A 24,453-nucleotide genomic window follows, 5' to 3' on the forward strand; every position below is an offset into this window, starting at 1 on the left:
CCTTACAGTACTTCTGGTGCTAATGAAATGATCTTCATAAACTTCTCAGAGCGAAGTTCACGAGTGACCGGTCCAAAAATACGCGTACCAATCGGTTGCTCACTGTTATTATTTAAAATAACACAAGCATTGCGATCGAAACGAATGACAGATCCATCAGGGCGACGAACACCTTTTCTAGTGCGCACAACAACAGCTTTAAGTACATCACCTTTTTTAACTTTACCACGCGGAATTGCTTCTTTAATGGTAACTTTGATGATATCGCCTACTGCTGCATAACGACGGTGCGATCCACCGAGAACCTTGATACACATTACGCTACGTGCGCCAGAGTTATCGGCAACATCTAGCCTAGTCTGTTCTTGGATCATTTTAATGCTCCGTATAAATTAATTATTGTCTAATCTACCTTCATCCACCTCAACTACCATGGATAAGAATAGACAACCAAAAACCCACTTACGTGAGGACGCATAGTATAACACCACTCAAATAAAATGGATAGCATAAAATAAACGGCCGTTCAGCCGTTTATTATATTATGTACAGTTTTCAATCAAAAAAAGATTAAATAACTGCTTTTTCAACGATTCGAACAAGAGTCCAAGATTTGGTTTTTGATAATGGACGACACTCTTTAATCTCTACAGTATCACCAATACCACACTCGTTGTTTTCATCATGTACATGCAATTTAGTCGTACGTTTAATGAACTTACCATATAACGGATGCTTCACTTTACGTTCAATAGCTACAGTAATAGATTTATCCATTTTGTCGCTAATAACACGACCTTGCTGAGTACGAATTTTTACTTCAGTAGTCATATTACGCACCCGCCTTTTCAGTTAATAATGTTTTAACACGTGCAATATTACGACGCACTTGTTTTAACATATGAGTCTGTGTTAACTGACCTCCAGCTAATTGCATACGTAAGTTAAATTGCTCACGTAATAAATTAAGAAGTTCAGTATTTAACTCTTCAACGCTTTTTTCGCGTAGCTCTTTTGCTTTCATTTACATCACCGTCTTAATCACAAAGGTGGTTTTAATTGGCAGTTTTGCAGCTGCCAACGCAAATGCTTCACGAGCAACTTCTTCCGGTACACCGTCCATTTCATAAAGGACTTTACCTGGTTGAATCTGAGCAACCCAGTATTCAACGTTACCCTTACCTTTACCCATACGCACTGCAAGTGGTTTTTCGGTAATTGGTTTATCAGGGAAAACTCGAATCCAGATTTTACCTTGACGCTTAACTGCACGAGTCATTGCACGACGTGCTGCTTCGATCTGGCGCGCAGTCAAACGACCACGACCTACAGCCTTAAGACCGAATGTACCGAAACTAACGTCAGTACTTACAGCAAGACCACGATTGCGGCCCTTGTGCACTTTACGGAATTTTGTACGCTTTGGTTGTAACATCAGCGACGCTCCTTATTGTTTTCGGCCTTTTCGCTGCTTTTTCGGTTGAGCAGCAGGTTGTTTTTCTGCTTGTTCAACGGCAGCCATACCACCAAGGATCTCACCTTTGAAGATCCACACTTTAACACCAATAATACCATAGGTAGTTAATGCTTCAGATAAACCATAGTCAATATCAGCTCGTAATGTATGTAAAGGTACACGACCTTCACGATACCATTCGCTACGAGCAATTTCAGCACCGCCTAAACGACCACTTACTTCGACTTTGATACCTTTAGCACCCGCCTTCATTGCATTTTGAACCGCACGTTTCATAGCACGACGGAACATAACACGGCGTTCTAACTGAGAAGTAATGCTATCAGCAACTAATTTAGCATCAAGTTCTGGTTTACGAACTTCAGCAATATTAATTTGTACTGCAACATCACGTTTTTCTCTTTTGTCTTTATATTTATTGACAATAGAAGCTACGGCATTACGTAATTTTTCAACGTCCTCGCCTTTTTTACCAATCACGATACCCGGACGAGCAGTGTGAATAGTAATACGAACGTTAGTTTCTGCTGAACGGTCGATCACAATCTTAGAGATTGACGCTTGAGATAATTCTTTATTTAAGAATTCACGCACTCTAAAATCACTTTCTAAATTATCAGCGAATGTCTTTGTACCCGAATACCATGTAGATGTCCAAGGCTTGACAATGCCTAATCGGATACCATTTGGATTTACTTTTTGACCCATTGCTATTCTCCAGCCTAGCGATCTGAAACGATCACGGTGATGTGACTCGTACGCTTCAAAATTCGATCTGCACGACCTTTCGCACGAGGCATAATACGCTTCATGGTTGGGCCTTCATCTACGAAAATCTTCGCAACTTTTAGATCATCAATATCAGCACCATCGTTATGCTCTGCGTTAGCAATAGCAGACTCTAATACTTTTTTAACAAGTACAGCCGCTTTTTTATTGGTGTACGTTAAAATATCTAGTGCCTGAGACACATTCTTACCGCGAACAAGATCTGCAACTAAGCGAACCTTTTGTGCAGAAGAACGAGCGTGGCGGTACTTTGCAATTGTTTCCATCTCTTTCTCCTACTTATTTCTTCTTAGCTTTCTTATCAGCCGCATGGCCGCGATAAGTACGAGTCGGCGCGAATTCACCCAATTTATGACCAACCATTTCGTCGGAAACATAAACTGGAACGTGCTGACGACCATTATGGACAGCGATGGTCAAACCGATCATGTTAGGAAAGATCGTTGAACGACGGGACCAAGTACGAATTGGTTTCTTGTCCCCGCTTTCCACCGCTTTCTCTACCTTCTTCAGCAAGTGTAGGTCAATAAAAGGACCCTTCTTGAGAGAACGTGGCATAGCTAATCCTCTATATTAATTATTTCTTATTGCGACGGCGAACAATATACTTATCAGTACGTTTGTTGCTACGCGTTTTCAATCCTTTGGCTTTTTGACCCCATGGAGACACAGGATGTTTACCAAAGTTACGACCTTCACCACCACCATGTGGATGGTCTACCGGGTTCATTGCTGTACCACGAACAGTAGGACGAACACCACGCCAACGCGTTGCACCCGCTTTACCTAATACACGAAGCATATGCTCTGAATTACCAACTTCACCAATAGTGGCACGACAATCAGATAATACTTTACGCATTTCACCTGAACGTAGACGTAATGTTACATAAGCACCATCACGCGCAACGATTTGAACATAACTACCAGCAGAGCGAGCAATTTGTCCGCCTTTACCTGGTTTCATTTCAATATTATGCACAGTAGAACCGACTGGGATATTGCGCATTGGTAAACAGTTACCTGTTTTAATTGCTGCATCAACACCAGATTGGATCTGATCACCTGCTTTTAAGCCTTTAGGCGCTAAAATATAACGGCGTTCACCGTCTTTATATAAAACTAATGCAATATTTGCACTACGGTTTGGATCATATTCCAAACGTTCAACAACTGCTGGAATACCATCTTTATTACGCTTAAAGTCAACAATACGATAATGTTGTTTATGACCACCACCAATGTGACGGGTAGTGATACGACCATTATTATTGCGACCACCAGTTTTGCTTTTTGAATCAAGCAACGGTGCATAAGGTTTACCTTTATGCAACTCTGGGTTAACCACTTTAACAACGTGGCGACGACCCGGAGATGTAGGTTTACACTTAACAACTGCCATTGTTCTTACTCCTCCGAATTACTCAGCGACGCCAGCAAGGTCTAAATTTTGACCTTCTGCTAAAGTAACGTAAGCTTTTTTCCAGTCGCTACGGCGACCGATTTGTTGACCACGACGTTTAACTTTACCTTTAACAACAAGTGTATTAACGTCATCTACTTTAACTTCAAATAGTTGTTCAACTGCGGCTTTAATCTCTCTCTTAGTAGCATCTTTAGCAACTTTCAATACTAATGTATTTGTTTTTTCCATTGAAATAGATGCTTTTTCAGAAACATGTGGTGCTCGCAGGACTTTAAGCAGACGCTCTTCACGAATCATGCTAACATCTCCTCTACTTGTTTAACGGCATCAACTGTGATAACCACTTTGTCAAATGCAATCAAACTAACTGGATCAATACCTGCCACATCACGCACATCAACTTTATGTAAGTTACGTGCTGCTAAGAAAAGATTTTCATCAACTTCAGAAGTGATAATAAGAACATCATTAAGATTCATATCGTTTAATTTCTGAGTTAATAATTTAGTCTTAGGTGCTTCAACAGTAAATGTTTCAACCACAACTAAACGTTCTTGACGCACTAATTCAGAGAAAATACTCTTTAATGCACCACGATACATTTTACGGTTAACTTTTTGGCTATGATCTTGTGGTTTTGCTGCAAATGTTACACCACCACTGCGCCAGATTGGGCTCTTAATTGAACCTGAACGAGCACGACCGGTACCTTTTTGACGCCATGGTTTTTTACCTGAACCAGCGATTTCTGCACGAGTTTTTTGTGCGCGAGAGCCTTGACGAGCAGCAGATGCATAAGCAACAACTACTTGATGAACTAACGCTTCATTAAACTCACGTCCGAAGGTAGTTTCGGAAACAGAAAGCGCTTTCGCGTCTTTTACTACTAATTCCATCTCTATCTCCTCGACGTTAAGCCTTGATTGCCGGTTTAACAATTACGTCACTATTGATTGCGCCAGGAACTGCACCTTTAATTAATAAAAGATTACGTTCAGCATCAACACGTACAATATCTAAGTTTTGAACAGTTACACGTTCATTACCTAGGTGACCTGCCATTTTACGACCTTTAAACACTTTACCCGGAGTTTGGTTTTGACCAATAGAACCATGACCACGGTGTGCCAAAGAGTTACCATGAGTAGCATCTTGAGTACGGAAATTCCAACGTTTAGTAACGCCAGCAAAACCTTTACCTTTAGATGTTCCAGTAACATCAACTTTCTTAACGTCAGCGAAGATATCAACGTTAATACTTTGACCTACAGAAAATTCGCCTTCTTCAAAACGGAATTCCCATAGACCACGACCAGCTTCAACGCCAGCCTTAGCGAAATGACCTGCTTCAGGTTTGTTTACGCGGCTTGCTTTTTTGCTACCAGTAGTAACCTGAATAGCTTGATAACCATCATTCTCAAGTGTTTTAACTTGGGTAATGCGGTTGCTTTGAACTTCAACTACGGTGACAGGAATAGAAACACCATCTTCAGTGAAAATACGCGTCATTCCTACTTTACGACCGATTAAACCAATCATTGTTTCGACCTCTCAATCATTCAGCTTAGGATTAACCTAAACTGATCTGCACATCAACACCGGCAGCAAGGTCTAGACGCATTAAAGCATCAACTGTTTTTTCAGTTGGCTCAACAATATCAACTAGACGCTTATGAGTGCGAATCTCGTACTGATCACGCGCATCTTTATTTACGTGTGGAGAAATCAATACAGTGAAACGCTCTTTGCGTGTCGGTAATGGAATAGGACCACGAACTTGCGCACCTGTGCGCTTCGCAGTTTCTACAATTTCAGCAGTTGATTGATCAATCAAACGATGATCAAACGCTTTTAACCGGATACGGATTCTTTGGTTCGACATGAGACCAGAGCTCCATTATTTAAAAGTTATAACAAAAGACTACTCCTCTTTCCCTGTTTCGATTGACAGGAGAGTGTAATCCGTTCTTTTTCGTAACCCCCAAATCGGGAGTATTGTTGATATAATTAGCTATTTTTTATATAACAATTATATCTTTTTCTCATTTGCTTACATAAAGGCAATAAACAAAGTGGGGCAATTATACTCTGTTAGTTAACTAACGGCAAGAAATAAATACAGATATTTGGGTTTAAAGATGGGAAGCTTTTTCTGGTTATTAATTTACAATTACCAAATTTCAATCAAATAACCAGATTTAATGTTATTTTTATATTAACCCATAATGGATAATCATTATGATAATTTACTAATGATCTTCTTTGGCATGATTAAGGCTATATCTTGGGATTTCGACCTCTAAATCTTCATTCGTGACACGAGCTTGACAGCTTAAACGACTATGCGGTTCAACTCCCCAGGCTTTATCTAACATATCATCTTCTTGCTCATCGCTTACTTCAAGCGAATCAAATCCCTTACGCACAATACAGTGGCATGTTGAACAAGCACATGACATTTCACAAGCATGCTCGATTTCAATATCATTGCGCAATGCCACTTCTAAAATGGATTCGCCTTCTTGGGCATCAACAGTTTTTCCATCTGGACAAAGCTCCGTATTCGGTAAAAAAGTAATTTTTGGCATAATAATCTCGTTAGTTAAATATCATCAACGTTATGGCCAGTTAACGCATGTCGAATTGACCTATCCATTCGCTTAGCTGCAAAATTTTGTGTTACTTTATCAACAATTTTAATTTGTTTTTCAATTGCATAACTGTCATTTGACTCACTTACAGCTTGTAATTGATGCTTAGCAATTAAAATATGGTTTAGTTCACTTTCATCTAATAAGTCAGCATCCTTATCTAAAGCACTTTGCAAGCTTTCAAGCACTCTAGCTGCCTCAACTTTTTGTTCAGCAAGTATTCGAATCTGTTTATCTTGCTGTGCGTAACTGATTGAATCTTGAATCATATCGGCAATTTCATTATCAGTCAGTCCATATGAAGGTTTTACTTGGATAGCAGCTTCAATACCCGTTGATTTTTCCATTGCTGTTACACTTAATAAACCATCAGCATCAACTTGGAAAGTCACCCTAATGTGCGCACCACCAGCAGGCATTGCTGGAATACCTTGCAGAGTAAAACGAGCCAAAGATCGACAATCAGCAACACTTTCACGTTCTCCTTGTAAAACATGAACCATCATCGCGGTTTGACCATCTTTAAAAGTTGTAAACTCTTGAGCTCTTGCACACGGAATTGTACTATTACGTGGAATAATTTTTTCGACCAATTCACCCATGATCTCAATGCCTAACGACAATGGGATCACATCAAGCAATAACATATCTGAATCGGGTTTATTGCCAACCAAAATATCGGCCTGAATAGCTGCACCAATAGCAACTACTTTATCAGGATCGATAGATATCAAGGGATTAGTTTTAAAATAATTCCCTACTAATTCTCGCACTAATGGCACACGAGTAGAGCCGCCAACCATAACAACTTCAACTACTTCATCCATATTAATCTTGGCATCTTTTAATGCACGGCGACAAACAGCTAAAGTGCGTTTAACCAATGGCTCAATTAATTGTTGAAATTGCTGGCGAGTAATAGTCAAAGATTGATTATCCAGAGAAAATACAGCTAAATCTTGCTCACTTAATAAAATCTTTATTTCGGTAACTTGGCTACTGATTTTTTGATTAATATAAGGATCTATATTATTCGTTAATCCTAATTTCTCTTTTATATAGTCAGCAAGTAGCCGATCAAAATCATCACCACCAAGAGCTGAGTCACCACTAGTTGCTAGAACCTCAAAAACACCTTTATTTAAGCGTAAAATAGAAATATCAAAAGTACCGCCACCTAAATCATAAACAGCGATTATACCTTCCTTCCCTGAATCTAAACCGTACGCAATCGCAGCAGCTGTAGGTTCATTAAGTAGGCGCAATACATGCAAACCAGCTAATTTGGCAGCATCTTTTGTTGCTTGCCGCTGTGCATCATCAAAATAAGCTGGCACAGTAATAACCACACCATCAATTTCACCTTGTAAGCTCTCTTTTGCTCGCTCAGCTAACGCTGTCAAAATTTCTGATGAAACTTGTATTGGATTTACTTGTTCATTAGGCAAATTTAATAAAGGAACACCATTTTCAGTTTGTGAAAAAGTATAAGGAAATTGTGATAAATCTATATCAGATAAACTTCGCCCCATTAATCGCTTAATAGAGCTAACTGTATTTTGCGGATCATTCACAGCATTATCTTTGGCATTTTTTCCAATCGTGATAACAAAGTTATCATCATGATCGATGCCATAATGCACAACGGATGGCAATAGCGGATTACCTTCTAAATCAGGCAATACCTCTGCTTGTCCACTTCGTACCGTTGCTACTAATGAATTAGTTGTACCAAGATCAATTCCTACAGCAAGGCGGCGATGATGTGGTAGTGGAGTTTGTCCTGGTTCGCTGATCTGTAATAATACCATTTAATCTATCTCTATCGATATGTTACTTATCTTAAATTATAAATCAAATTGCTTTTCTTGTAACTTTTCGATTTGTTCAATCAATCTGGCAAGATAGCGAATTTTATAGATCTGATTAAGTGCTTTTGACCAATCTTGATTAGTAATAAATTGTAATAATTCGTTATAGACTATCTTTTGACGAGCAACAATCTCAGCATAAAAGTCATCTAATAATTCAAAATTATCTTTACGTTCGATATCATCAAGTCTTTCACGTAAAACAAATTGTTCCATTAAAAAATCAGTATCATGAATAATACTTTGTTCAGTTGCTACGTCAAAACCTTGTAGAGATAAAAAATACTCAGCGGCTTTAATTGGATTTTTTAACGTATGATAACCATCATTAATGATTGCTGACTTTTGAACAATTGCCACTTTATCAATATCGTTTACAACAGCAAAATTATCTGGATGATATTGCTTTTGCAATTGCTGATAATGAGTTGTTAGTTGATCGACATCTACCGGCAATTGAGCTGGCAAACTAAATAGCTCGAAGTAATTAACCATAATTATTGTGTCCGATTACACATTAAAGCTTTCGCCACAGCCACATTCGTGCTTCGTATTAGGATTATTAAACTTGAAACCTTCATTTAATCCTTCTTTAACAAAATCAAGTTCAGTACCATCAATATAAACTAAGCTTTTTTTATCCACGATAACTTTGACATGTTTATCTTCAAAGACACTATCATCATCATTAATCACATCGGCAAACTCTAAAACATAAGCCATACCAGAACAACCAGATGTTTTAACACCTAATCGTAACCCAACACCCTTTCCGCGATTAGCCAAAAAGGCTTGAACACGATCAGCTGCGCTATTAGTCAATGTGATTGCCATTAACGTTGTCCTTTTTTGGTTTTGTAGTCATCAATAGCAGCTTTAATTGCATCTTCCGCTAGAATTGAACAGTGAATTTTAACCGGTGGTAAAGCAAGTTCTTTAGCAATATCCGTATTTTTGATAGCTTCTGCTTCGTCTAATGATTTACCTTTTATCCATTCTGTAACCAAAGAACTTGATGCAATTGCACTGCCACAACCATAAGTTTTAAACTTAGCATCTTCAATAATACCGTTGTCATTCACTTTGATTTGTAGACGCATCACATCACCACACGCTGGTGCGCCAACCATACCACTACCAACATTAGGATCATTTTGATCAAACGAACCAACATTACGTGGGTTTTCGTAATGATCAACAACTTTTTCACTATATGCCATAATTTACTCCCAATTTTAATGTGCTGACCATTTAATCTTTGTTAAATCAACGCCATCTTTAAACATTTCCCAAAGAGGCGATAAATCCCTTAATTTCCCAATAGATTCTCTGATTAATTTAATGACATAATCAATTTCTTCTTCTGTGGTAAAACGACCAATAGAAAATCGAATTGAACTATGAGCCAGCTCATCATTAAGCCCTAATGCTCGTAATACATAAGACGGCTCTAAACTCGCAGATGTGCATGCAGAACCAGATGAAACAGCTAAATCTTTTAAAGCCATCATCAACGATTCACCTTCAATGTAAGCAAAACTCACATTTAAGATATTTGGCACACTGTGCTCCAAAGAACCATTTAAATAAACCTCTTCAATGTCTTTTAAACCATCCCATAAACGATTTTTTAAAGCCAATAAACGAGGCATTTCAGTAACCATCTCTTGTTTAGCTATATGATACGCTTCACCCATGCCCACAATTTGATGCACAGGTAAAGTACCAGAGCGCATACCTCGTTCATGACCACCGCCATGCATTTGAGCTTCAATACGAACACGCGGTTTACGCCTTACATAAAGCCCACCAATACCTTTTGGCCCATAAATTTTATGACCAGAAAATGACATTAAATCAACTTTTAAGTTAGCTACATCAATTGGTAATTTACCAACAGACTGGGTTGCATCAACATGAAAAACAATGCCTCTTTCACGGCACATCTCACCAATTTTTTCGATGTCTTGTATTACACCCGTTTCATTGTTGACATGCATAATTGATACAACGGTTGTATCACTACGCATAGCCGTTGCAAGTTTATCAAGATCAAGGATCCCATCGGATTCTGGCGTTAAATAAGTTACTTCATAACCTTCTCGCTCAAGCTGGCGGCAAGTATCAAGCACAGCCTTGTGCTCAGTTTTACAAGTAATAATGTGCTTACCTTTGGCTTGATTAAAATGAGCGGCACCTTTAATTGCTAAATTATCAGCTTCAGTTGCCCCTGACGTAAAGACAATTTCGCGTGAATCAGCACCAATAAGATCGGCAATTTGATTACGGGCAATATCAACGGCTTCTTCAGCTTGCCAGCCAAATTTGTGGGAACGAGATGCTGGGTTACCGAATATACCGTCTGGCGTTAAATACTGCATCATTTTTTCAGCAACTCTAGGATCTACAGGCGTTGTCGCTGCATAATCCATATAAATAGGTAGTTTCATTAATTACTCCCAATGAAAAATTCTGTATTCTATTTTTATTAATTAATTTGAACGTGTTGTATATTACTTTGTCGGCTAGCAACAGCTTTAACTTCTTTATTATTGACCAATTCACTCAATGTAATGCTAGTTAAAAAGTCCTCAATTCGTTCACTTAAATCATTCCACAGTGTATGGGTTAAACATCTAACACCGCCTTGACATCCATCTTGCCCGTGACATTTTGTCGCATGCACTGTTTCATCGACAGCTTTAACAATTGAACTAATAGCAATTTGATCCATAGAACGACTCAGTATATAACCGCCACCAGGGCCTCTAACACTGCGCACCAAACCATTTTTTCGTAATCGAGCAAACAATTGTTCAAGATAAGAAAGTGAAATTTCTTGACGTTCTGAAATATCAGCTAGTGATACCGGTCCTGAATCTGCATGTAAAGCAACATCAAGCATTGCTGTCACCGCGTATCGCCCTTTTGATGTCAGTTTCATTGAGCATTCCTTTATATGTGTGTATGCATATTGTATATATCCTTTCGATTTAGTCAAGTATTTAGTTGAGTGTTTTAGTAGGAATTAAACCGCAGTTCATTATCGACGAATCATAGCTTAATATGCTAATCTAATAAACTAAATTCACATGGGAGTTAAAGGATGAAATTACTATTACGTTATTTTTTGATAATTAGCCTATTGTCCACAGGTAACATTTACGCAGATAGTTCTCTAAAAGGACGAGAAAATTATCAAAAATGGCTTAATTCATATCAATCACTTAACTTTGAAGAACAGCAAACATTGCTCTCTACCATAAAAGATTACCCATTATATCCTTATGCTGCTGTACAGTTTTTTCAGAGTAATATTAAAATCGTTTCACCACAAATGGTAAGCAATTTTGTCAATCAATATAATGATTTTCCGCTAACAGCTTCATTGACACAATCTTATTTAACCGAATTAAGCAATCGTCAAGATTGGAATTCAATCGTTTCGTTCCCAAAAGATAACTCCATACTCTCTAACTGTCGTTATCAATATGCATTACTACAACAAGGAAATAACGAGGTTGCTTTTAGCTCTGTTGAATCTCTTTGGATGACAGGCAAAGAACTTCCTTCTGCATGCGATCCATTACTTGACGCTTGGGCTCAAGCAGGTAAACGGACAGCTAATTTAATACTATTACGTATCGAACTTGCTATTGATGCAAATAATTTAAAATTAGCCAAACACCTAGCTAATTTACTTGATGACAACTACAAAACAACAAAAATCAATTTACTAGCTGTTCTTAATAATCCTAAAAAATTAGAAGATTTTTCAAAAAATATTAAAGCTAGCTCTTTCACTAAAAAAGTTGTCTTATCATCATTCCCTCGCTTAGTAAAAGCTGATATGAATTTAGCTGCAGCATTATTACCAAAATTAGTTAAACAGCAAACTTTAAGTAAAGCAGAGCAGGTAGCATTACAAAAAAGTTTAGCTAACAGCTACTTTAAAAATTCTGCAACAGATGAACAAATTAAATGGCGTGATAGCTATATTGAAAAATACCACGATACAACATTAGTTGAAAAACGTATCCGCCTTGCTATCGATAACTATAACTTCACAGACATCGCTTATTGGATAGCACAACTATCACCAGAAGATCAATTAAAAGAAGACTGGCAATATTGGCAAGCTAGAGTTTTATTAAATAATGATAAAAAAAGTGAAGCTAACAAAATTTTACAAACACTCACAACCAAACGTGGGTTTTATGGCATGATAAGTGCACAAACTCTTAATCAACCTTATTCGATCAATAACCAATCACCAAAGATTACACCATCAGAAATATCAACCTTAAAAAGCAAATACGACAATCAACCCTATGTAAAAAGAATTAACGAATTACGTTATTTAGGAATGCTTTCAGAATCAAGCTACGAATGGCGATATATGTTAAATAATCAAAAAAATAAGAATGAATATTTAGCATTATCTCAATATGCCTTACAAAAAGGGTGGGGGGATCTTAGTATTCAAGCAACCATTGCAGGCAAACTCTGGAATAACTGGACAGAGCGTTTGCCTATTATGTACGAAGATTTATATAACAATGCATTAAAAGATAAAGCTATTGGTTTATCTTATGCTTTAGCTATTTCTCGCCAAGAAAGTGCACTTGATACTACTGTCAAATCACCTGTCGGCGCCAGTGGATTAATGCAATTAATGCCAGCTACAGCAAAAGAGACAGCTAAAAAAGTTAATTCATTAACTTATATTTCATCAGCACAATTGTTTGATCCTCAAACAAATATACAGTTAGGCACTACCTATTTAAACACTGCTTATCTACAAAATGATAAAAATCGTATATTATCTTCAGCCGCTTATAATGCTGGTCCAAATAATGTTAAGCGCTGGCTAAAAAAGAGTAACGGAAAACTTGATGCAGTAGCATTTATCGATAGTATACCGTTTACTGAAACACGTAATTACGTCAAAAACGTATTGGTATATGATTATATTTATCAAGTAATCTTAGGGCAAAAAAATGTCAATTTTCTTAGTTCAAATGAATTTAATAAACAATATTAATGGTGATTATAATGAAAACTAACGAATGGCAACAAACAGTTGAATTATTACACCAAGCATTTAACGATGGTTATTCACTGGATATATTAAAATTACTAATGACTGCCGATGAGCGAGATGCTTTAATTACTCGAGTTAAAATCGTACATTCATTACTTGATGGTTCAATCAATCAACGCCAACTTAAAGAGCAACTAAAAATTGGTATTGCAACAGTAACAAGAGGATCTAATAGCCTAAAAGAAGCAACTCCAGAATTTAAAAAGTGGTTAGAAAAGGTTTTATTAAACTAGGATAATTAAATGATTTAGTCAATATCTAATAGCAGATTTTTATATCATATTATAACTATGATTAACTATAAACTTGATTGGATATTGACGTCACTATCAGCAACAACCGGCACACAATAATCACACTCCATATGCTTAATATCCTTAAACGATTCGACAGAGTCATCACGAAGATTATGATGAATCTCAATTACACAACTAGAGCAACGTAAGCGTACCTTTAATGCTGGCATAGCAGCTAAATGTACTTGTGAAATAAAATCGCCAAACTCATCAGGAGAACCAATATATCTAAAGCAAAGATACAATCCTCCTTCATTAACTATCTGCTCAATATGCTCTAAATTATTATTCTGATCTAAAGCAATTGTATAAAAAAGCTCTTGTTCATTAGCATTATCTTTGCTTTTCAATATACGGCTAAAAGCATAAATTTTATCTGGCAAGTTTTCACATGTATTGCCACAGCGAGATATATAATTATGAAAAAATTGTGATCTTAGTTTATTTTCTTCATCTAATAATTGACTCAAATTGCAATTATTTTTAAAGGTGATACCCCAAAACGTTTTTTGAGGCATATTAACAAATTTTGGCTCAGGCAATGAAAACCGGTTTTTATTAAGCTCAATAGCAGGAGTTAATCCTGTAGGATCCCAAATATCTCCTCGTCGGTAACTTGCTGGAGTTTCATTGAATTGTTTTTTAAAAGAACGAGTAAATGTTTGTTGAGAATCAAAACGATATTGCATCGCAATATCTAAAATAGGCTTACTTGTCATGCGTAAAGCAAGCGCAGCATAAGTTAAACGACGATGTCGAATATAAGTACCAAGAACTTGACCAGTTACCTCTTTAAACATACGTTGTAAATGCCACTTTGAATAACCTGATTTTTGTGCAACATGATCAATAGATAATGGTTGTTCCAAATTTTTTTCAATCCAAACGATAAGATCTGAAATAATACTAACTTGATTCATAAAACCCCATCAGAATGTCAAATGGCAAACGTTATCCGATTATGACTCAATCCCAGCAATAAGCAAGATTTAAATAAAAATTATTTTCTGCCATTATTAGCAAAAAGAATGAGCTCCAGCTTGGTGTTCAGTAATATCTTTTACACCAGCGAGTTCGGGAAACTCTGCCATTAATTGCTTCTCAATACCTTCTTTCAAAGTATAATCAACCATTGAGCAACCATTACACCCCCCACCAAATTGTAAAACAACATAATTATCTTCGGTCAACTCCACTAAACTAACATGGCCACCATGGCTAGCTAATTGCGGATTGACCTGTGCTTGAATTGCGTAATTAACACGCTCAATAAGAGGTGCATCATCAGCTACTTTTTTCATTTTTGAATTTGGTGCTTTTAATGTTAACTGCGAACCTAATTCATCAGTCACATAATCAATGACAGCTTCTTCTAAAAATGGCGCACTAATTTCATCAATATAAACTGAAAAATCAGCATACCGTTCTTCTATATCGCTATCTTCTATAGTATCAGCAGGGCAATACGAAACACCGCATTCCGCACTTGGAGTACCAGGGTTAATAACAAATACTCGAATTTGTGTTCCATCGGCTTGATTAGCAAGCAATTTTTTAAAGTGCTGTTGAGCTGATTCAGAAATAGTGATAATAGACATAACCCCTCACTTTAATGTAGTTAGGTAATAAACAAACCTAACATCATTTATAATATATTAATAATAATAGTTGACTAACTTTCTTGGTTATTATAGGGGCTGTTTAGGATTTTACAATACTGTACGGCATAAACAAACAACATAAACATTCGTTGCTCCACAATTTTTTAGTTGCTGACTAATTGCATTAATCGTATTACCTGTTGTAACGATATCATCAATAAGCATTACTGATTTATGTGAAAGATTTTGATGGCATGTAAAAAGCTTTTCAACATTAGCGATTCGCTCTGTAAGAGATAGTTTTTTTTGATCTTGTACATTTGACGTTCGAGATAGTAAATAAGGATAAAATTCACAATCTAACCATCTTGCAATCGGTTTTGCCAATAACTCAGCTTGATTAAAACCACGAGACCAATAACGAAAATGATGCAATGGCACACAAGTGACCAAATCGGGCTTAATTAACGCATCGATTTCTCGCCGTTGATACCAAGCCAAAAACATCAATCTTGCCAATGCAGTACTCAATTCAATTTTGTTGTAGAACTTTAGATGATGAATCAATTTTTTTAAAGGATTAACATACTCAGAAACAGCAATAAGTTCATCCCAATAAGGTTTCTTTGCACGACACCGATAACATATATCAGTCGATAAAGAATGTGGTAAACAGCATTGATGGCAGACTTTATTAAATTTAGGTATATTTTGAACACATTGGCTACAAATGCCATGATGAGATAGAAATAAAGGCATATCACACAAAATACATCGCATAAAATTTAATAGTTTTATTTGTAAAAAAGTTTCAGGTTACACTATGTTTCAGTATAAAAACGGTTAGTATAAAAAAGGGAGTTATAAAAAACATTTTTTATAACTCCTTATCTTATCAATGTTTAAAATCAGGTTAACATTAATAAAATAGACCAATCAATTTTTTAATTAAATATAATTAAATTGTTATACGATATACAGCACAAAAAATTATCCGATTTTGCATAATTGCTATTTAAATTAGCTTAATATTCGGTATAATCAGTCAATTCAAATGGAAAGAGATTTTATTAATATGAAAAAAATCAAACTATTAATTTTAACATTATTGCTAACAATTTTTTCAACTATCGCCTTAGCTACTCCTCAAGTCTTATTACAAACCAGTATGGGCGATATTGAGATTGAACTAGACAGCGAACATGCGCCAATTACCACTAAAAACTTTCTTGATTATGTTAACAGTGGTTTTTATGAAAATTTAACTTTCCACCGCGTAATTCCTGGATTTATGATTCAAGGCGGTGGCGCTGATGATCAACTAAAATTCAAAGACAATAACCCACCAATTAAAAATGAAGCAGACAATGGATTAAAAAATGATCGTGGCACCATTGCAATGGCAAGAACAAGTGAAATAAACAGCGCAACCAGTCAATTTTTTATCAATGTAGTAAACAATGATTTCCTTAATTACAAATCACCTGAACAATATGGTTATGCTGTATTTGGTAAAGTAACTAAAGGGATGGATATAGTTGATAAAATTGTTAGTGTCCCAACTAAACGCATGGGACCACATCAAAATGTGCCAGTTGAGCCTATTTATATCAAAAAAGCAATTGTTATTAAAAATGATTAAAATTGCACTTTGTTAACAAAAACCACTTTAAAAACCACTTTTTAAAAGTGGTTTTTTGTTTTATTTAAGCTGACTAAGTAAATTAGCAATTGTCCTCACACCAATACCTGTTGCCCCTGTTGCCCATAAAGCTGTGGCGCTTTTACGGAATGTTGCAGAACAATCAATATGTAGCCAATTTTTTTGATAATTTTTAATAAAATGCGATAAGAAAGCCGCAGCAGTACTTGCCCCAGCAGTATTAGGTATACCTGAATTTGCTATATCAGCAAATGATGATGGGAATTGCGAACGATGAAAGTCGGCTAATGGTAATCGCCAAAAAGCTTCATGCTCAATATCGCTACTAGCTAACAATTGGCTAGCAAATTTATCATCAAACGAAAGTAATGACTGATAATCATTCCCCACCGCAATCTTAGCCGCTCCAGTCAGTGTTGCACAATCAATAATATAATGAGGCTGGTCATTATCAGCACAAATTAAACCATCAGCCAAAACTAGTCGCCCTTCTGCATCAGTGTTATCAACTTCAACCGTTTTACCGTTACGGTAACGAATAATATCGCCTAATTTAAACGCATTGCCACTGACTAAATTATCGGCGCAACATAGATAAAGTTTAATACGTTGATTTAAACCGCGCGCAATGGCTAATGCTAATGCACTTGTTACTAACGCAGCCCCACCCATATCTGAGCGCATTGACTCCATAAAATTACTTGGTTTTAAACTATATCCTCCTGAATCAAAGGTAATACCTTTACCAACTAAACAGGCTGTTATCGGTGAATTAGGATTTTGGGTTGGGTTATAATCTAGTTCAAGCAAAGCCGCTGGCCGATCCGAACCTTTTCCAACCGTATAAATGCCCATATAATCTTGCTCTCTTAAAGCTTCACCTGAAATGATGTTGTAAGTCACAGCAGATGAGTAAGTGCTAATTAACTTAGCTGCTCGTGTGGCTAACTCAACAGGACTTAATGTTTCAGCTTGTTCATTAATAATATCCCGACACCAATCAATAATTTCTATACGATGTTTCAATTCTTGTTTGTCTTTGGTGTTGAGTTCTGACCAAGTTACTTTTGTACTTTTTTTGGCATTACGATAGCCCAACCAAAAATGCCAACAAGCTTCGATATCCCAATTTTCACCGCTTAGTTTAACCGAATTTATTCCTTGGTTATCTAACTTTCGACCTGCACGTTGAATCGCCCCTAAGCGATGTTCCGGTTTATAATGAATAGTAATCGCCTCGTTAGAAAAGCTCAGTAATGCATCTTTTCCCCACTGTTTTGGTGCAGGTTTATCAGTTAGTAAAACAGATAACATCGACATAGTAAAAACCTCAAAAAATTGATAAACAACATAACAATGAGTTAATTCTAATCAGAAACATGTTAATATAGCAAGTAAAGTTAAAAATAAATAGGGACGGGTTATGGCATCAGTTGTACCAATAAAAAATGGGATTAATTTTCGTGATTTAGGTGGAATCAAAACAATTGATGGACGTCAAATTCGATCGGGCCTACTATACCGCTCAGGCGCATTCTCGCTTATTACACAACAAGAGCAATCTTTTTTAGCTAATCAGCTAAATCTGCACTACGTTTTAGACTATCGCGATCCTGATGAAATTAAGCGAAATCCAGATAAATTATGGCAAAATACTCATTATATTAATGTACCAGCTAATCCGTTAAGTAATACGATCACCGCAAGTTTAACAAGTGATCTAGGCAATGCTCACCAAACACTTAAAAAAAATGCTCCATTTGATTTTATGATTAAGCTTTACCAGCTACTACCATTTAATAACACAGCATATCAAAAACTTTCCTCAATCCTACTAAACTCACAAGGTAGACCATTGGTACAACATTGTGCTGTTGGTAAAGATCGTACAGGTGTTGGCGTTGCATTAACATTGTTTGCTTTGGGTGTTAGTGAAGAAACTGTCATGCAAGATTATTTACTAACAGAACAGCTATTGTCAGATTATCGTGAAAATCTATTAAGCCAATATCAACATAAAATGACGCCTGATGAGTTTGAAAAACGCAAATTAATTTTTGCCGCCAAAAAAGAGTATCTAACTGCGGCACTGAATGCAATTAAAACGCGTCACGGTACAATTGACAATTGGTTATCACAGGAATATCAATTAAACGAAACTAATAGAAAAAGAATTCAAGATATCTATCTGGTTTAATAAATAACAAGCCATTATCGCACCATAATAAATAATGGAAAAACATTGTATTAAGACAACAAAATTAATTTAGAGATCGGTTGATTGCTGTTCACCGACAGATGAACATTATCCACTTGACGATATTGATAATAAAATTCTTGTGCAAAAGGTGCCATAATCATCTGCTGTTTTAAGTCGACGTTAACCGATTTTATTTGCCAAACACCTTTAGCATAAAGCTTTAATGCAGACTCTTTTAATGTCCATAGTTGCCAAAAGGCTCTTAATGTATCATCTTGTTTAGTCATCCATTGATATTCGTCATCAGCAAAAAAATTTTTAGCTACTTTCAAATAATTTTTTCGTGGACGTGCAACTTCGATATCTAAACCAACCTTACCTACTAACGAAATCGCAACTGCTACCCAATCTTGGCTATGACTAATATTAAAATCTGGTAAGTGTGGCTCTAAAAAAGAGGGACGACCATTATCTCCAACCTTAATAACAGGTAACATCGAAATATCACAGTATTGTTTAAGCAAATGAGCCAAAATTGATCGGCAAACTAAAAACTGTTTTTTACGTTGGCCACTTAAATTATTCGCTTCATCAAGAAGCGTTTGAGGCAACAGCGAAAAATCAATGTCAGCATCCTTAAGACAAGCAAGTTGAACAATTAGCATAATTGGCAAGAAAATATTAATAAAATTTATTTTTTACTATTCTAACAGCATGCTATGCTAACTGTTATCAAAATTAATAAAAATATCAACCTTAATAAATAGTAGCAAGGGTGTATCATTATGTCATTACCAACAAAATTAGTTCATGCAGGACGTAAAAAGCGTTATACACAAGGCGCTGTTAATTCGGTTATTCAACGTGCATCATCATTGGTTTTTGATTCAATTGAAACAAAAAAAGAAGCAACCAAAAACCGTGCTAATGGTGCATTATTTTATGGACGCCGTGGTACATTAACTCATTTTGCGCTACAAGATGCGATGGTTGAAATCGAAGGTGGAGCTGGTTGCTATCTATACCCTTGTGGCGCAGCTGCCGTCGCTAATGCTATTTTAGCTTTTGTCCAAGCTGGCGATCATATATTAGTGTCTGAAGCCGCTTACGAACCTACTCAAGAATTTTGTCAGCAAATTTTAAAAAATTTTGGTGTTGAAACAGATTACTTTACGCCATTAGTGGGGCACAATATTACAAATCAAATTAAACCCAATACCAAAGTCGTATTTTTAGAATCACCAAGTTCCATTACGATGGAAATTCATGATATTCCTTCAATGGTTAAAGCAATTCGCAGCGCCAATCCAGAAATTATTATTATGATCGATAATACATGGAGCGCCGGCGTATTATTTAAAGCATTAGATCATGATATTGATATCTCAATACAAGCAGGTACAAAATACCTAATCGGTCATTCTGATGCCATGATAGGCACTGCTGTTGCTAACAAACGCTGTTGGGAAAAATTACGCGAACGTTCTTACTTAATGGGACAAATGTGCGATGCGGATACCGCTTATATAGCCACACGAGGATTGCGAACATTAGCAATACGATTAAAGCAACACCACGAAAATGGCATAAAAGTAGCAAAATGGTTAGCTCATCATCCTAAAGTTGCTACCGTCAATCACCCAGCATTAGAAAGTTGTAAGGGGCATGAATTTTTTAAACGTGATTTTTCAGGTGCAAGTGGATTATTTTCTTTTGTACTCAAAGATCGATTAACTGACGAGCAATTATCTGATTTTATTGATAACTTAACTTATTTCTCAATGGCTTACTCATGGGGTGGTTTTGAATCATTAATTTTAGCCAATCAACCCGAAGAACTAGCAAAAATTAGACCTGTATCTGGTATTGATTTTAAAGGAACTTTAATTCGTCTTCATATAGGTCTTGAAGATCCCGATGATTTAATCGCCGATCTTGCTGCTGGTTTAGACAGAATCAAGCTATAAAAAATGAATCTATATAAAACCAATGCATTACGAATGTTTAGTTTAGCATAATTAAGTAGAAGATGAATAATCAAAACCAAATCACGTGTGACGAAATAATAAATCAAACAGTTTTTCATAATATAAAACACCACAAAGCGCTACTGGTTGCATATAGTGGTGGTGTTGACTCAACGGTATTAATGCACGTGCTTGTTAAGCTTAAACAGCAATTGTTACCAAATTTAGAACTAAGAGCGATCTATATTCATCATGGTTTGAGTAGCAATGCTGACAACTGGGCAACGCATTGCAGGCAACAATGCCAAACATGGCAAGTTCCAATAATTATTGAAAAAGTCAGACTTGATCCCATAGCGGGTAATATTGAAGAGCAAGCTAGAAATGCACGTTACCAAGCTATATATCACCATCTAAAAGATGATGAAACGTTATGTACAGCTCAACATCTTGATGATCAATGTGAAACTTTCTTCTTGGCATTGAAACGTGGTAGTGGACCTGCGGGATTGTCCGCAATGCCAAGGGAAAATCAACAACATCTTCGACCTTTATTAACAATATCACGATCACAAATTGAAACCTATGCGAATAAACATCAACTCAATTGGATAGAAGATGAAAGCAACCAAGATGATCACTACGACCGTAATTTTTTACGCTTAAAAGTCTTACCAATTCTTAATCAACGCTGGCCACATTTTTCGCAAATGGTTGCACGCAGTGCGGAATTATGTCAACAACAAGAAACGTTAATTAATGAGTTATTATTGGTAGAATTTAAACAAGTTATCACCGAACAAAATCAACTGGCTATTGCACCATTAATGGACTATTCCGAGTATAAACGAAATGCAATTTTACGCATGTGGTTTAAACACAATCATATTAATATGCCAACACGCCAACAAATAACATTAATTTGGCAAACCGTTGCATTAGCAAAAGAAGATGCTAATCCGAAATTTATCTTTAATAACCAACAAGTTCGCCGTTATCAAAATCAACTTTATTTGTTAGCATTATATCAAGATATTGAACAGCAAATCCTAAACTGGGATTTAGCGTTGCCATTAACACTTCCAGATAATGTTGGCGAATTACAAGTTAATTATCAAACTGATTTATGTTGCCGCTTACCACAAGCAGATGAAAAAATCACCGTTAGATTCCATGCTCAAGGAAAATTTCAAATTGTTAATCGCCATGGTTCACGATCAATAAAAAAACTATGGCAAGAGCATAATATTCCACCATGGATGCGAACTCGAATCCCTCTAATTTACTACAACGAACAACTGATTTGCGCAGTTGGCGCATTTGTTACCGAACAAGGAAAAGGAACACAAATCGGTTTTATTCTTGTAAAGAATAACCTATAAGTTTATCCCCTAATAGGTTTTGTTATAGCATTTAGCTTGCTGACTTAATTTAGTTTTGATGGATTTTTCAACTTTGACTAGCTATAAATAATGGTTTAAGAACATTCATTCTTACAGATTAAAGGAATAAAAAGCTTCAATCAGGCTTTCTTAGGCTAGTTATAAATAGTCGGATAACTGACCATAAAGCGTTTAATCAAATCAGTGGCAGTTATTTTTTCTTTATGATATAAACGTCATATCTATTGTTTATAATAAGACGCTAATTTTGTTTTTTTATGCATATTCATTGCAAATTACTTCGGATAACACGTAAACAATTTCTACATTTTATGTAAATAATATTTGTTTTTTAATATTTCAGGATTAAATTTTTCTAGGATAATAGAGTTATGAAAATAAATGAAAGATGGTTAACTTTTGTATTAATTGATAATAATAATTCATTTGAAGAAATGCTGGCTAAGATAGAATTGGCTTTTAAATGTAAATTATCCTGTAAAGATGATAAAGGCCGTTATATTGCCAGAGCGGAATTGGATAATTTTAGTATTGCCGTTATCGACAAAATTGATAGGCTTAGTCAATTATTATGTGATGAACATTATACTCTTGAAATAACAATAATATCTGATAAATACTTTAATTCTAAATTTGAAAATTACATAAAAGAAATTCTAACTAATAACTTCATACAATGGGAACAGTCAGTTTGGTCTCCTTTTGACGTTACTCCACTCAGCAAGCGATAAGCGTTTAATCAAATCAGTAGCAGTTATTTCTTCTTTATGATATAAACATCATATCTATTGTTTATAATAAGACGCTAATTTTGTTTTTTATGCATATTCATTACAAATTACTTCGGATAACACGTAAACAATTTCTACATTTTATGTAAATAATATTTATTTTTTAATATTTTAGCATTAAATTTTTCTAGGATAATAGAGTTATGAAAATAAATGAAAGATGGTTAACTTTTGTACTTATTGATAGTAATAATTCATTTGAAGAAATGCTGACTAAGATAGAACTAGCATTTAAATGTAAATTATCCTGTAAAGATGAAAAAGGTCGTTATATTGCCAGAGCGGAATTGGATTATTTTAGTATTGCTGTTATCGACAAAATTGATAGGCTTAGTGAGTTATTATGTGATGAACATTATACTCTTAAAATAACAATAATATCTGATAAATACTTTAATTCTAAATTTGAAAATTACATAAAAGAAATTCTAACTAATAACTTCATACAATGGGAACAGCCAGTTTGGTCTCCTTTTGACGTTACTCCACTCAGCAAGCGATAATTTTCACATGATCTCTATGTACACATTTACCTCGACAAACTCCAATATTCATTACAGTATTTTCGCAAATTACTACTCAACATCAGTGATTAAAAACCATTCAACAAAGAGAAATCATCCCTACTTCTCCATTCGGTAATAAACAAATAACTATTCCTTTTCCTTCAAGTCGAACCACATCACAAAATTTATTTACACGCCAATCTTTTATTTTTGATAACTCTAACCAAGTATCAAGTTTCCAGCTATTTATTCTACCAAGAACTACCATTTTTTTTCTAAAACAATGCATATCAATATTTATACTTATTACCATGTTATTTTCAGAGAGAATATTGACATTGCCATATAGATGACTAAATATTTTTGATTTTCTATTCAGTCTTGTGACAGCTAATTCTGGCTCTCCCATTATTTCATAAATAAGTGAATCAGATGAGCCAACATGCAATTTTTTGATATTTAGACTGTTAATGATATCCATTAACTCTATTTGAAATATAGGTTCCCATTCTTCATTCATTATCATAACCTATCTTTATAAATTACGACCAATACCATCAGCGAGAACACCTATTGTTAAAACGTATAATAAACATCGAATAAACTAGAAATACACTACAAATAAGTTTTGTGTAGAAAGCAAAAAGCCCTGCATGACTGCTGGGCTCTCTATATTTAAAAGTCTGGCGGCACCCTACTCTCACATGG

At 35.7% G+C, this 24,453-nt stretch carries 33 protein-coding genes; 8 read left to right on the forward strand and 25 right to left on the reverse strand.

Annotated elements, in window-relative coordinates; translation table 11 throughout:
* Window positions 1-2: 2 nt before the first annotated feature.
* The 19 genes from rplN to iscR form a co-directional block, all read right to left on the reverse strand.
* Entirely contained in the window at window positions 3-374 is a 372-nt protein-coding gene (gene rplN / locus B9N71_RS11375; protein WP_025314392.1) for a 50S ribosomal protein L14, read from the reverse strand.
* 196 nt (window positions 375-570) lie between these two features.
* Window positions 571-831, reverse strand: coding sequence for a 30S ribosomal protein S17 (gene rpsQ / locus B9N71_RS11380; protein ID WP_034911151.1), 261 nt, complete (start codon window positions 829-831; stop codon window positions 571-573).
* A 1-nt stretch (window position 832) separates the two neighbouring features.
* Window positions 833-1,024: a 50S ribosomal protein L29 gene (gene rpmC, locus B9N71_RS11385; RefSeq protein WP_034902373.1), complete on the reverse strand. Its 192-nt coding sequence runs from the start codon at window positions 1,022-1,024 to the stop codon at window positions 833-835.
* Window positions 1,025-1,435 carry a 50S ribosomal protein L16 gene (gene rplP, locus B9N71_RS11390; protein WP_034911153.1) on the reverse strand — a complete coding sequence of 137 codons (411 nt, stop codon included), beginning with the start codon at window positions 1,433-1,435 and terminating at the stop codon, window positions 1,025-1,027.
* Window positions 1,436-1,447: 12 nt separating this feature from the next.
* On the reverse strand, window positions 1,448-2,185 hold the full coding sequence (gene rpsC / locus B9N71_RS11395; protein WP_065561018.1) for a 30S ribosomal protein S3: 738 nt from the start codon (window positions 2,183-2,185) through the stop codon (window positions 1,448-1,450).
* Between the two features lie 14 nt (window positions 2,186-2,199).
* Entirely contained in the window at window positions 2,200-2,532 is a 333-nt protein-coding gene (rplV, locus tag B9N71_RS11400) for a 50S ribosomal protein L22 (protein ID WP_034947997.1), read from the reverse strand.
* Between the two features lie 13 nt (window positions 2,533-2,545).
* Window positions 2,546-2,824 carry a 30S ribosomal protein S19 gene (gene rpsS, locus B9N71_RS11405; RefSeq protein ID WP_024496505.1) on the reverse strand — a complete coding sequence of 93 codons (279 nt, stop codon included), beginning with the start codon at window positions 2,822-2,824 and terminating at the stop codon, window positions 2,546-2,548.
* Between the two features lie 19 nt (window positions 2,825-2,843).
* Complete coding sequence (gene rplB, locus B9N71_RS11410; protein ID WP_034911158.1) at window positions 2,844-3,668, reverse strand: 50S ribosomal protein L2; 825 nt, start codon at window positions 3,666-3,668, stop codon at window positions 2,844-2,846.
* Window positions 3,669-3,686: 18 nt separating this feature from the next.
* Window positions 3,687-3,989 (reverse strand): 50S ribosomal protein L23, encoded by a 303-nt coding sequence (gene rplW / locus B9N71_RS11415; protein WP_034885052.1) that lies wholly within the window; start codon window positions 3,987-3,989, stop codon window positions 3,687-3,689.
* A complete protein-coding gene (gene rplD, locus B9N71_RS11420) occupies window positions 3,986-4,588 on the reverse strand; it encodes a 50S ribosomal protein L4 (protein WP_085166012.1) in 603 nt (200 codons plus the stop codon). Before rplD ends, rplW begins: the two co-directional genes overlap by 4 nt.
* Before the next feature lie 16 nt (window positions 4,589-4,604).
* Window positions 4,605-5,231, reverse strand: coding sequence for a 50S ribosomal protein L3 (gene rplC, locus B9N71_RS11425; protein WP_034911162.1), 627 nt, complete (start codon window positions 5,229-5,231; stop codon window positions 4,605-4,607).
* 31 nt (window positions 5,232-5,262) lie between these two features.
* Window positions 5,263-5,574, reverse strand: coding sequence for a 30S ribosomal protein S10 (gene rpsJ, locus B9N71_RS11430; RefSeq protein WP_006120582.1), 312 nt, complete (start codon window positions 5,572-5,574; stop codon window positions 5,263-5,265).
* A gap of 367 nt (window positions 5,575-5,941) precedes the next feature.
* The gene (fdx, locus tag B9N71_RS11435; protein WP_065589725.1) at window positions 5,942-6,280 is read right to left on the reverse strand and encodes an ISC system 2Fe-2S type ferredoxin; all 339 of its coding nucleotides are present in this window, start codon (window positions 6,278-6,280) and stop codon (window positions 5,942-5,944) included.
* A 14-nt stretch (window positions 6,281-6,294) separates the two neighbouring features.
* Window positions 6,295-8,154 carry a Fe-S protein assembly chaperone HscA gene (gene hscA / locus B9N71_RS11440; RefSeq protein ID WP_085166013.1) on the reverse strand — a complete coding sequence of 620 codons (1,860 nt, stop codon included), beginning with the start codon at window positions 8,152-8,154 and terminating at the stop codon, window positions 6,295-6,297.
* Window positions 8,155-8,190: 36 nt separating this feature from the next.
* On the reverse strand, window positions 8,191-8,709 hold the full coding sequence (gene hscB, locus B9N71_RS11445) for a Fe-S protein assembly co-chaperone HscB (protein ID WP_085166014.1): 519 nt from the start codon (window positions 8,707-8,709) through the stop codon (window positions 8,191-8,193).
* A 15-nt stretch (window positions 8,710-8,724) separates the two neighbouring features.
* Complete coding sequence (gene iscA, locus B9N71_RS11450; RefSeq protein WP_065561024.1) at window positions 8,725-9,048, reverse strand: iron-sulfur cluster assembly protein IscA; 324 nt, start codon at window positions 9,046-9,048, stop codon at window positions 8,725-8,727.
* Complete coding sequence (gene iscU / locus B9N71_RS11455) at window positions 9,048-9,434, reverse strand: Fe-S cluster assembly scaffold IscU (protein WP_034911174.1); 387 nt, start codon at window positions 9,432-9,434, stop codon at window positions 9,048-9,050. Before iscU ends, iscA begins: the two co-directional genes overlap by 1 nt.
* 15 nt (window positions 9,435-9,449) lie before the next feature.
* On the reverse strand, window positions 9,450-10,664 hold the full coding sequence (locus B9N71_RS11460) for an IscS subfamily cysteine desulfurase (RefSeq protein WP_065626326.1): 1,215 nt from the start codon (window positions 10,662-10,664) through the stop codon (window positions 9,450-9,452).
* 38 nt (window positions 10,665-10,702) lie between these two features.
* Complete coding sequence (gene iscR / locus B9N71_RS11465; protein ID WP_065589729.1) at window positions 10,703-11,158, reverse strand: Fe-S cluster assembly transcriptional regulator IscR; 456 nt, start codon at window positions 11,156-11,158, stop codon at window positions 10,703-10,705.
* Between the two features lie 162 nt (window positions 11,159-11,320).
* Between iscR and sltY the strand changes: the two genes are divergently transcribed.
* Together sltY and trpR are read left to right on the forward strand one after the other, a co-directional pair.
* Window positions 11,321-13,258 (forward strand): murein transglycosylase, encoded by a 1,938-nt coding sequence (gene sltY / locus B9N71_RS11470; RefSeq protein WP_065626325.1) that lies wholly within the window; start codon window positions 11,321-11,323, stop codon window positions 13,256-13,258.
* Window positions 13,259-13,269: 11 nt separating this feature from the next.
* Window positions 13,270-13,551: a trp operon repressor gene (gene trpR, locus B9N71_RS11475; protein ID WP_208610500.1), complete on the forward strand. Its 282-nt coding sequence runs from the start codon at window positions 13,270-13,272 to the stop codon at window positions 13,549-13,551.
* Between the two features lie 65 nt (window positions 13,552-13,616).
* On the opposite strand, the gene robA is transcribed toward trpR, so the two are convergent.
* From robA to B9N71_RS11490, 3 genes are all read right to left on the reverse strand, one after another.
* Window positions 13,617-14,534 (reverse strand): MDR efflux pump AcrAB transcriptional activator RobA, encoded by a 918-nt coding sequence (robA, locus tag B9N71_RS11480; RefSeq protein WP_065561029.1) that lies wholly within the window; start codon window positions 14,532-14,534, stop codon window positions 13,617-13,619.
* Window positions 14,535-14,630: 96 nt separating this feature from the next.
* Window positions 14,631-15,206 (reverse strand): Fe-S biogenesis protein NfuA, encoded by a 576-nt coding sequence (gene nfuA / locus B9N71_RS11485; RefSeq protein WP_065626402.1) that lies wholly within the window; start codon window positions 15,204-15,206, stop codon window positions 14,631-14,633.
* 117 nt (window positions 15,207-15,323) lie between these two features.
* A complete protein-coding gene (locus B9N71_RS11490) occupies window positions 15,324-15,974 on the reverse strand; it encodes a phosphoribosyltransferase family protein (RefSeq protein WP_167370108.1) in 651 nt (216 codons plus the stop codon).
* Window positions 15,975-16,290: 316 nt separating this feature from the next.
* On the opposite strand from B9N71_RS11490, the gene B9N71_RS11495 reads away from it, so the two are divergent.
* On the forward strand, window positions 16,291-16,857 hold the full coding sequence (locus B9N71_RS11495; protein WP_085166016.1) for a peptidylprolyl isomerase: 567 nt from the start codon (window positions 16,291-16,293) through the stop codon (window positions 16,855-16,857).
* Between the two features lie 60 nt (window positions 16,858-16,917).
* Here B9N71_RS11495 and pepB read toward each other — a convergent pair whose 3' ends face one another.
* Window positions 16,918-18,198, reverse strand: a complete 1,281-nt coding sequence (pepB, locus tag B9N71_RS11500; protein ID WP_085166017.1) for an aminopeptidase PepB — start codon at window positions 18,196-18,198, stop codon at window positions 16,918-16,920.
* A 103-nt stretch (window positions 18,199-18,301) separates the two neighbouring features.
* Between pepB and B9N71_RS11505 the strand changes: the two genes are divergently transcribed.
* Window positions 18,302-19,075, forward strand: a complete 774-nt coding sequence (locus B9N71_RS11505) for a tyrosine-protein phosphatase (protein ID WP_085166018.1) — start codon at window positions 18,302-18,304, stop codon at window positions 19,073-19,075.
* 50 nt (window positions 19,076-19,125) lie between these two features.
* Here B9N71_RS11505 and B9N71_RS11510 read toward each other — a convergent pair whose 3' ends face one another.
* Window positions 19,126-19,743 (reverse strand): 4'-phosphopantetheinyl transferase family protein, encoded by a 618-nt coding sequence (locus B9N71_RS11510; RefSeq protein ID WP_065605920.1) that lies wholly within the window; start codon window positions 19,741-19,743, stop codon window positions 19,126-19,128.
* A 120-nt stretch (window positions 19,744-19,863) separates the two neighbouring features.
* Here B9N71_RS11510 and metC point away from each other — a divergent pair, with 120 nt between their 5' ends.
* From metC to B9N71_RS11530, 4 genes are all read left to right on the forward strand, one after another.
* Window positions 19,864-21,045 (forward strand): cystathionine beta-lyase, encoded by a 1,182-nt coding sequence (metC, locus tag B9N71_RS11515; protein WP_085166019.1) that lies wholly within the window; start codon window positions 19,864-19,866, stop codon window positions 21,043-21,045.
* Window positions 21,046-21,107: 62 nt separating this feature from the next.
* Window positions 21,108-22,427, forward strand: coding sequence for a tRNA lysidine(34) synthetase TilS (gene tilS, locus B9N71_RS11520; protein WP_085166020.1), 1,320 nt, complete (start codon window positions 21,108-21,110; stop codon window positions 22,425-22,427).
* A 392-nt stretch (window positions 22,428-22,819) separates the two neighbouring features.
* Complete coding sequence (locus B9N71_RS11525; protein ID WP_065589740.1) at window positions 22,820-23,179, forward strand: hypothetical protein; 360 nt, start codon at window positions 22,820-22,822, stop codon at window positions 23,177-23,179.
* A 203-nt stretch (window positions 23,180-23,382) separates the two neighbouring features.
* Window positions 23,383-23,742 carry a hypothetical protein gene (locus tag B9N71_RS11530; protein WP_085166021.1) on the forward strand — a complete coding sequence of 120 codons (360 nt, stop codon included), beginning with the start codon at window positions 23,383-23,385 and terminating at the stop codon, window positions 23,740-23,742.
* A 100-nt stretch (window positions 23,743-23,842) separates the two neighbouring features.
* On the opposite strand, the gene B9N71_RS11535 is transcribed toward B9N71_RS11530, so the two are convergent.
* Window positions 23,843-24,265: a hypothetical protein gene (locus B9N71_RS11535; protein WP_051634391.1), complete on the reverse strand. Its 423-nt coding sequence runs from the start codon at window positions 24,263-24,265 to the stop codon at window positions 23,843-23,845.
* Window positions 24,266-24,453 lie beyond the last annotated feature (188 nt).

The sequence above is a fragment of the Gilliamella bombi genome (assembly GCF_900103255.1).
GTDB lineage: Bacteria > Pseudomonadota > Gammaproteobacteria > Enterobacterales > Orbaceae > Gilliamella > Gilliamella bombi.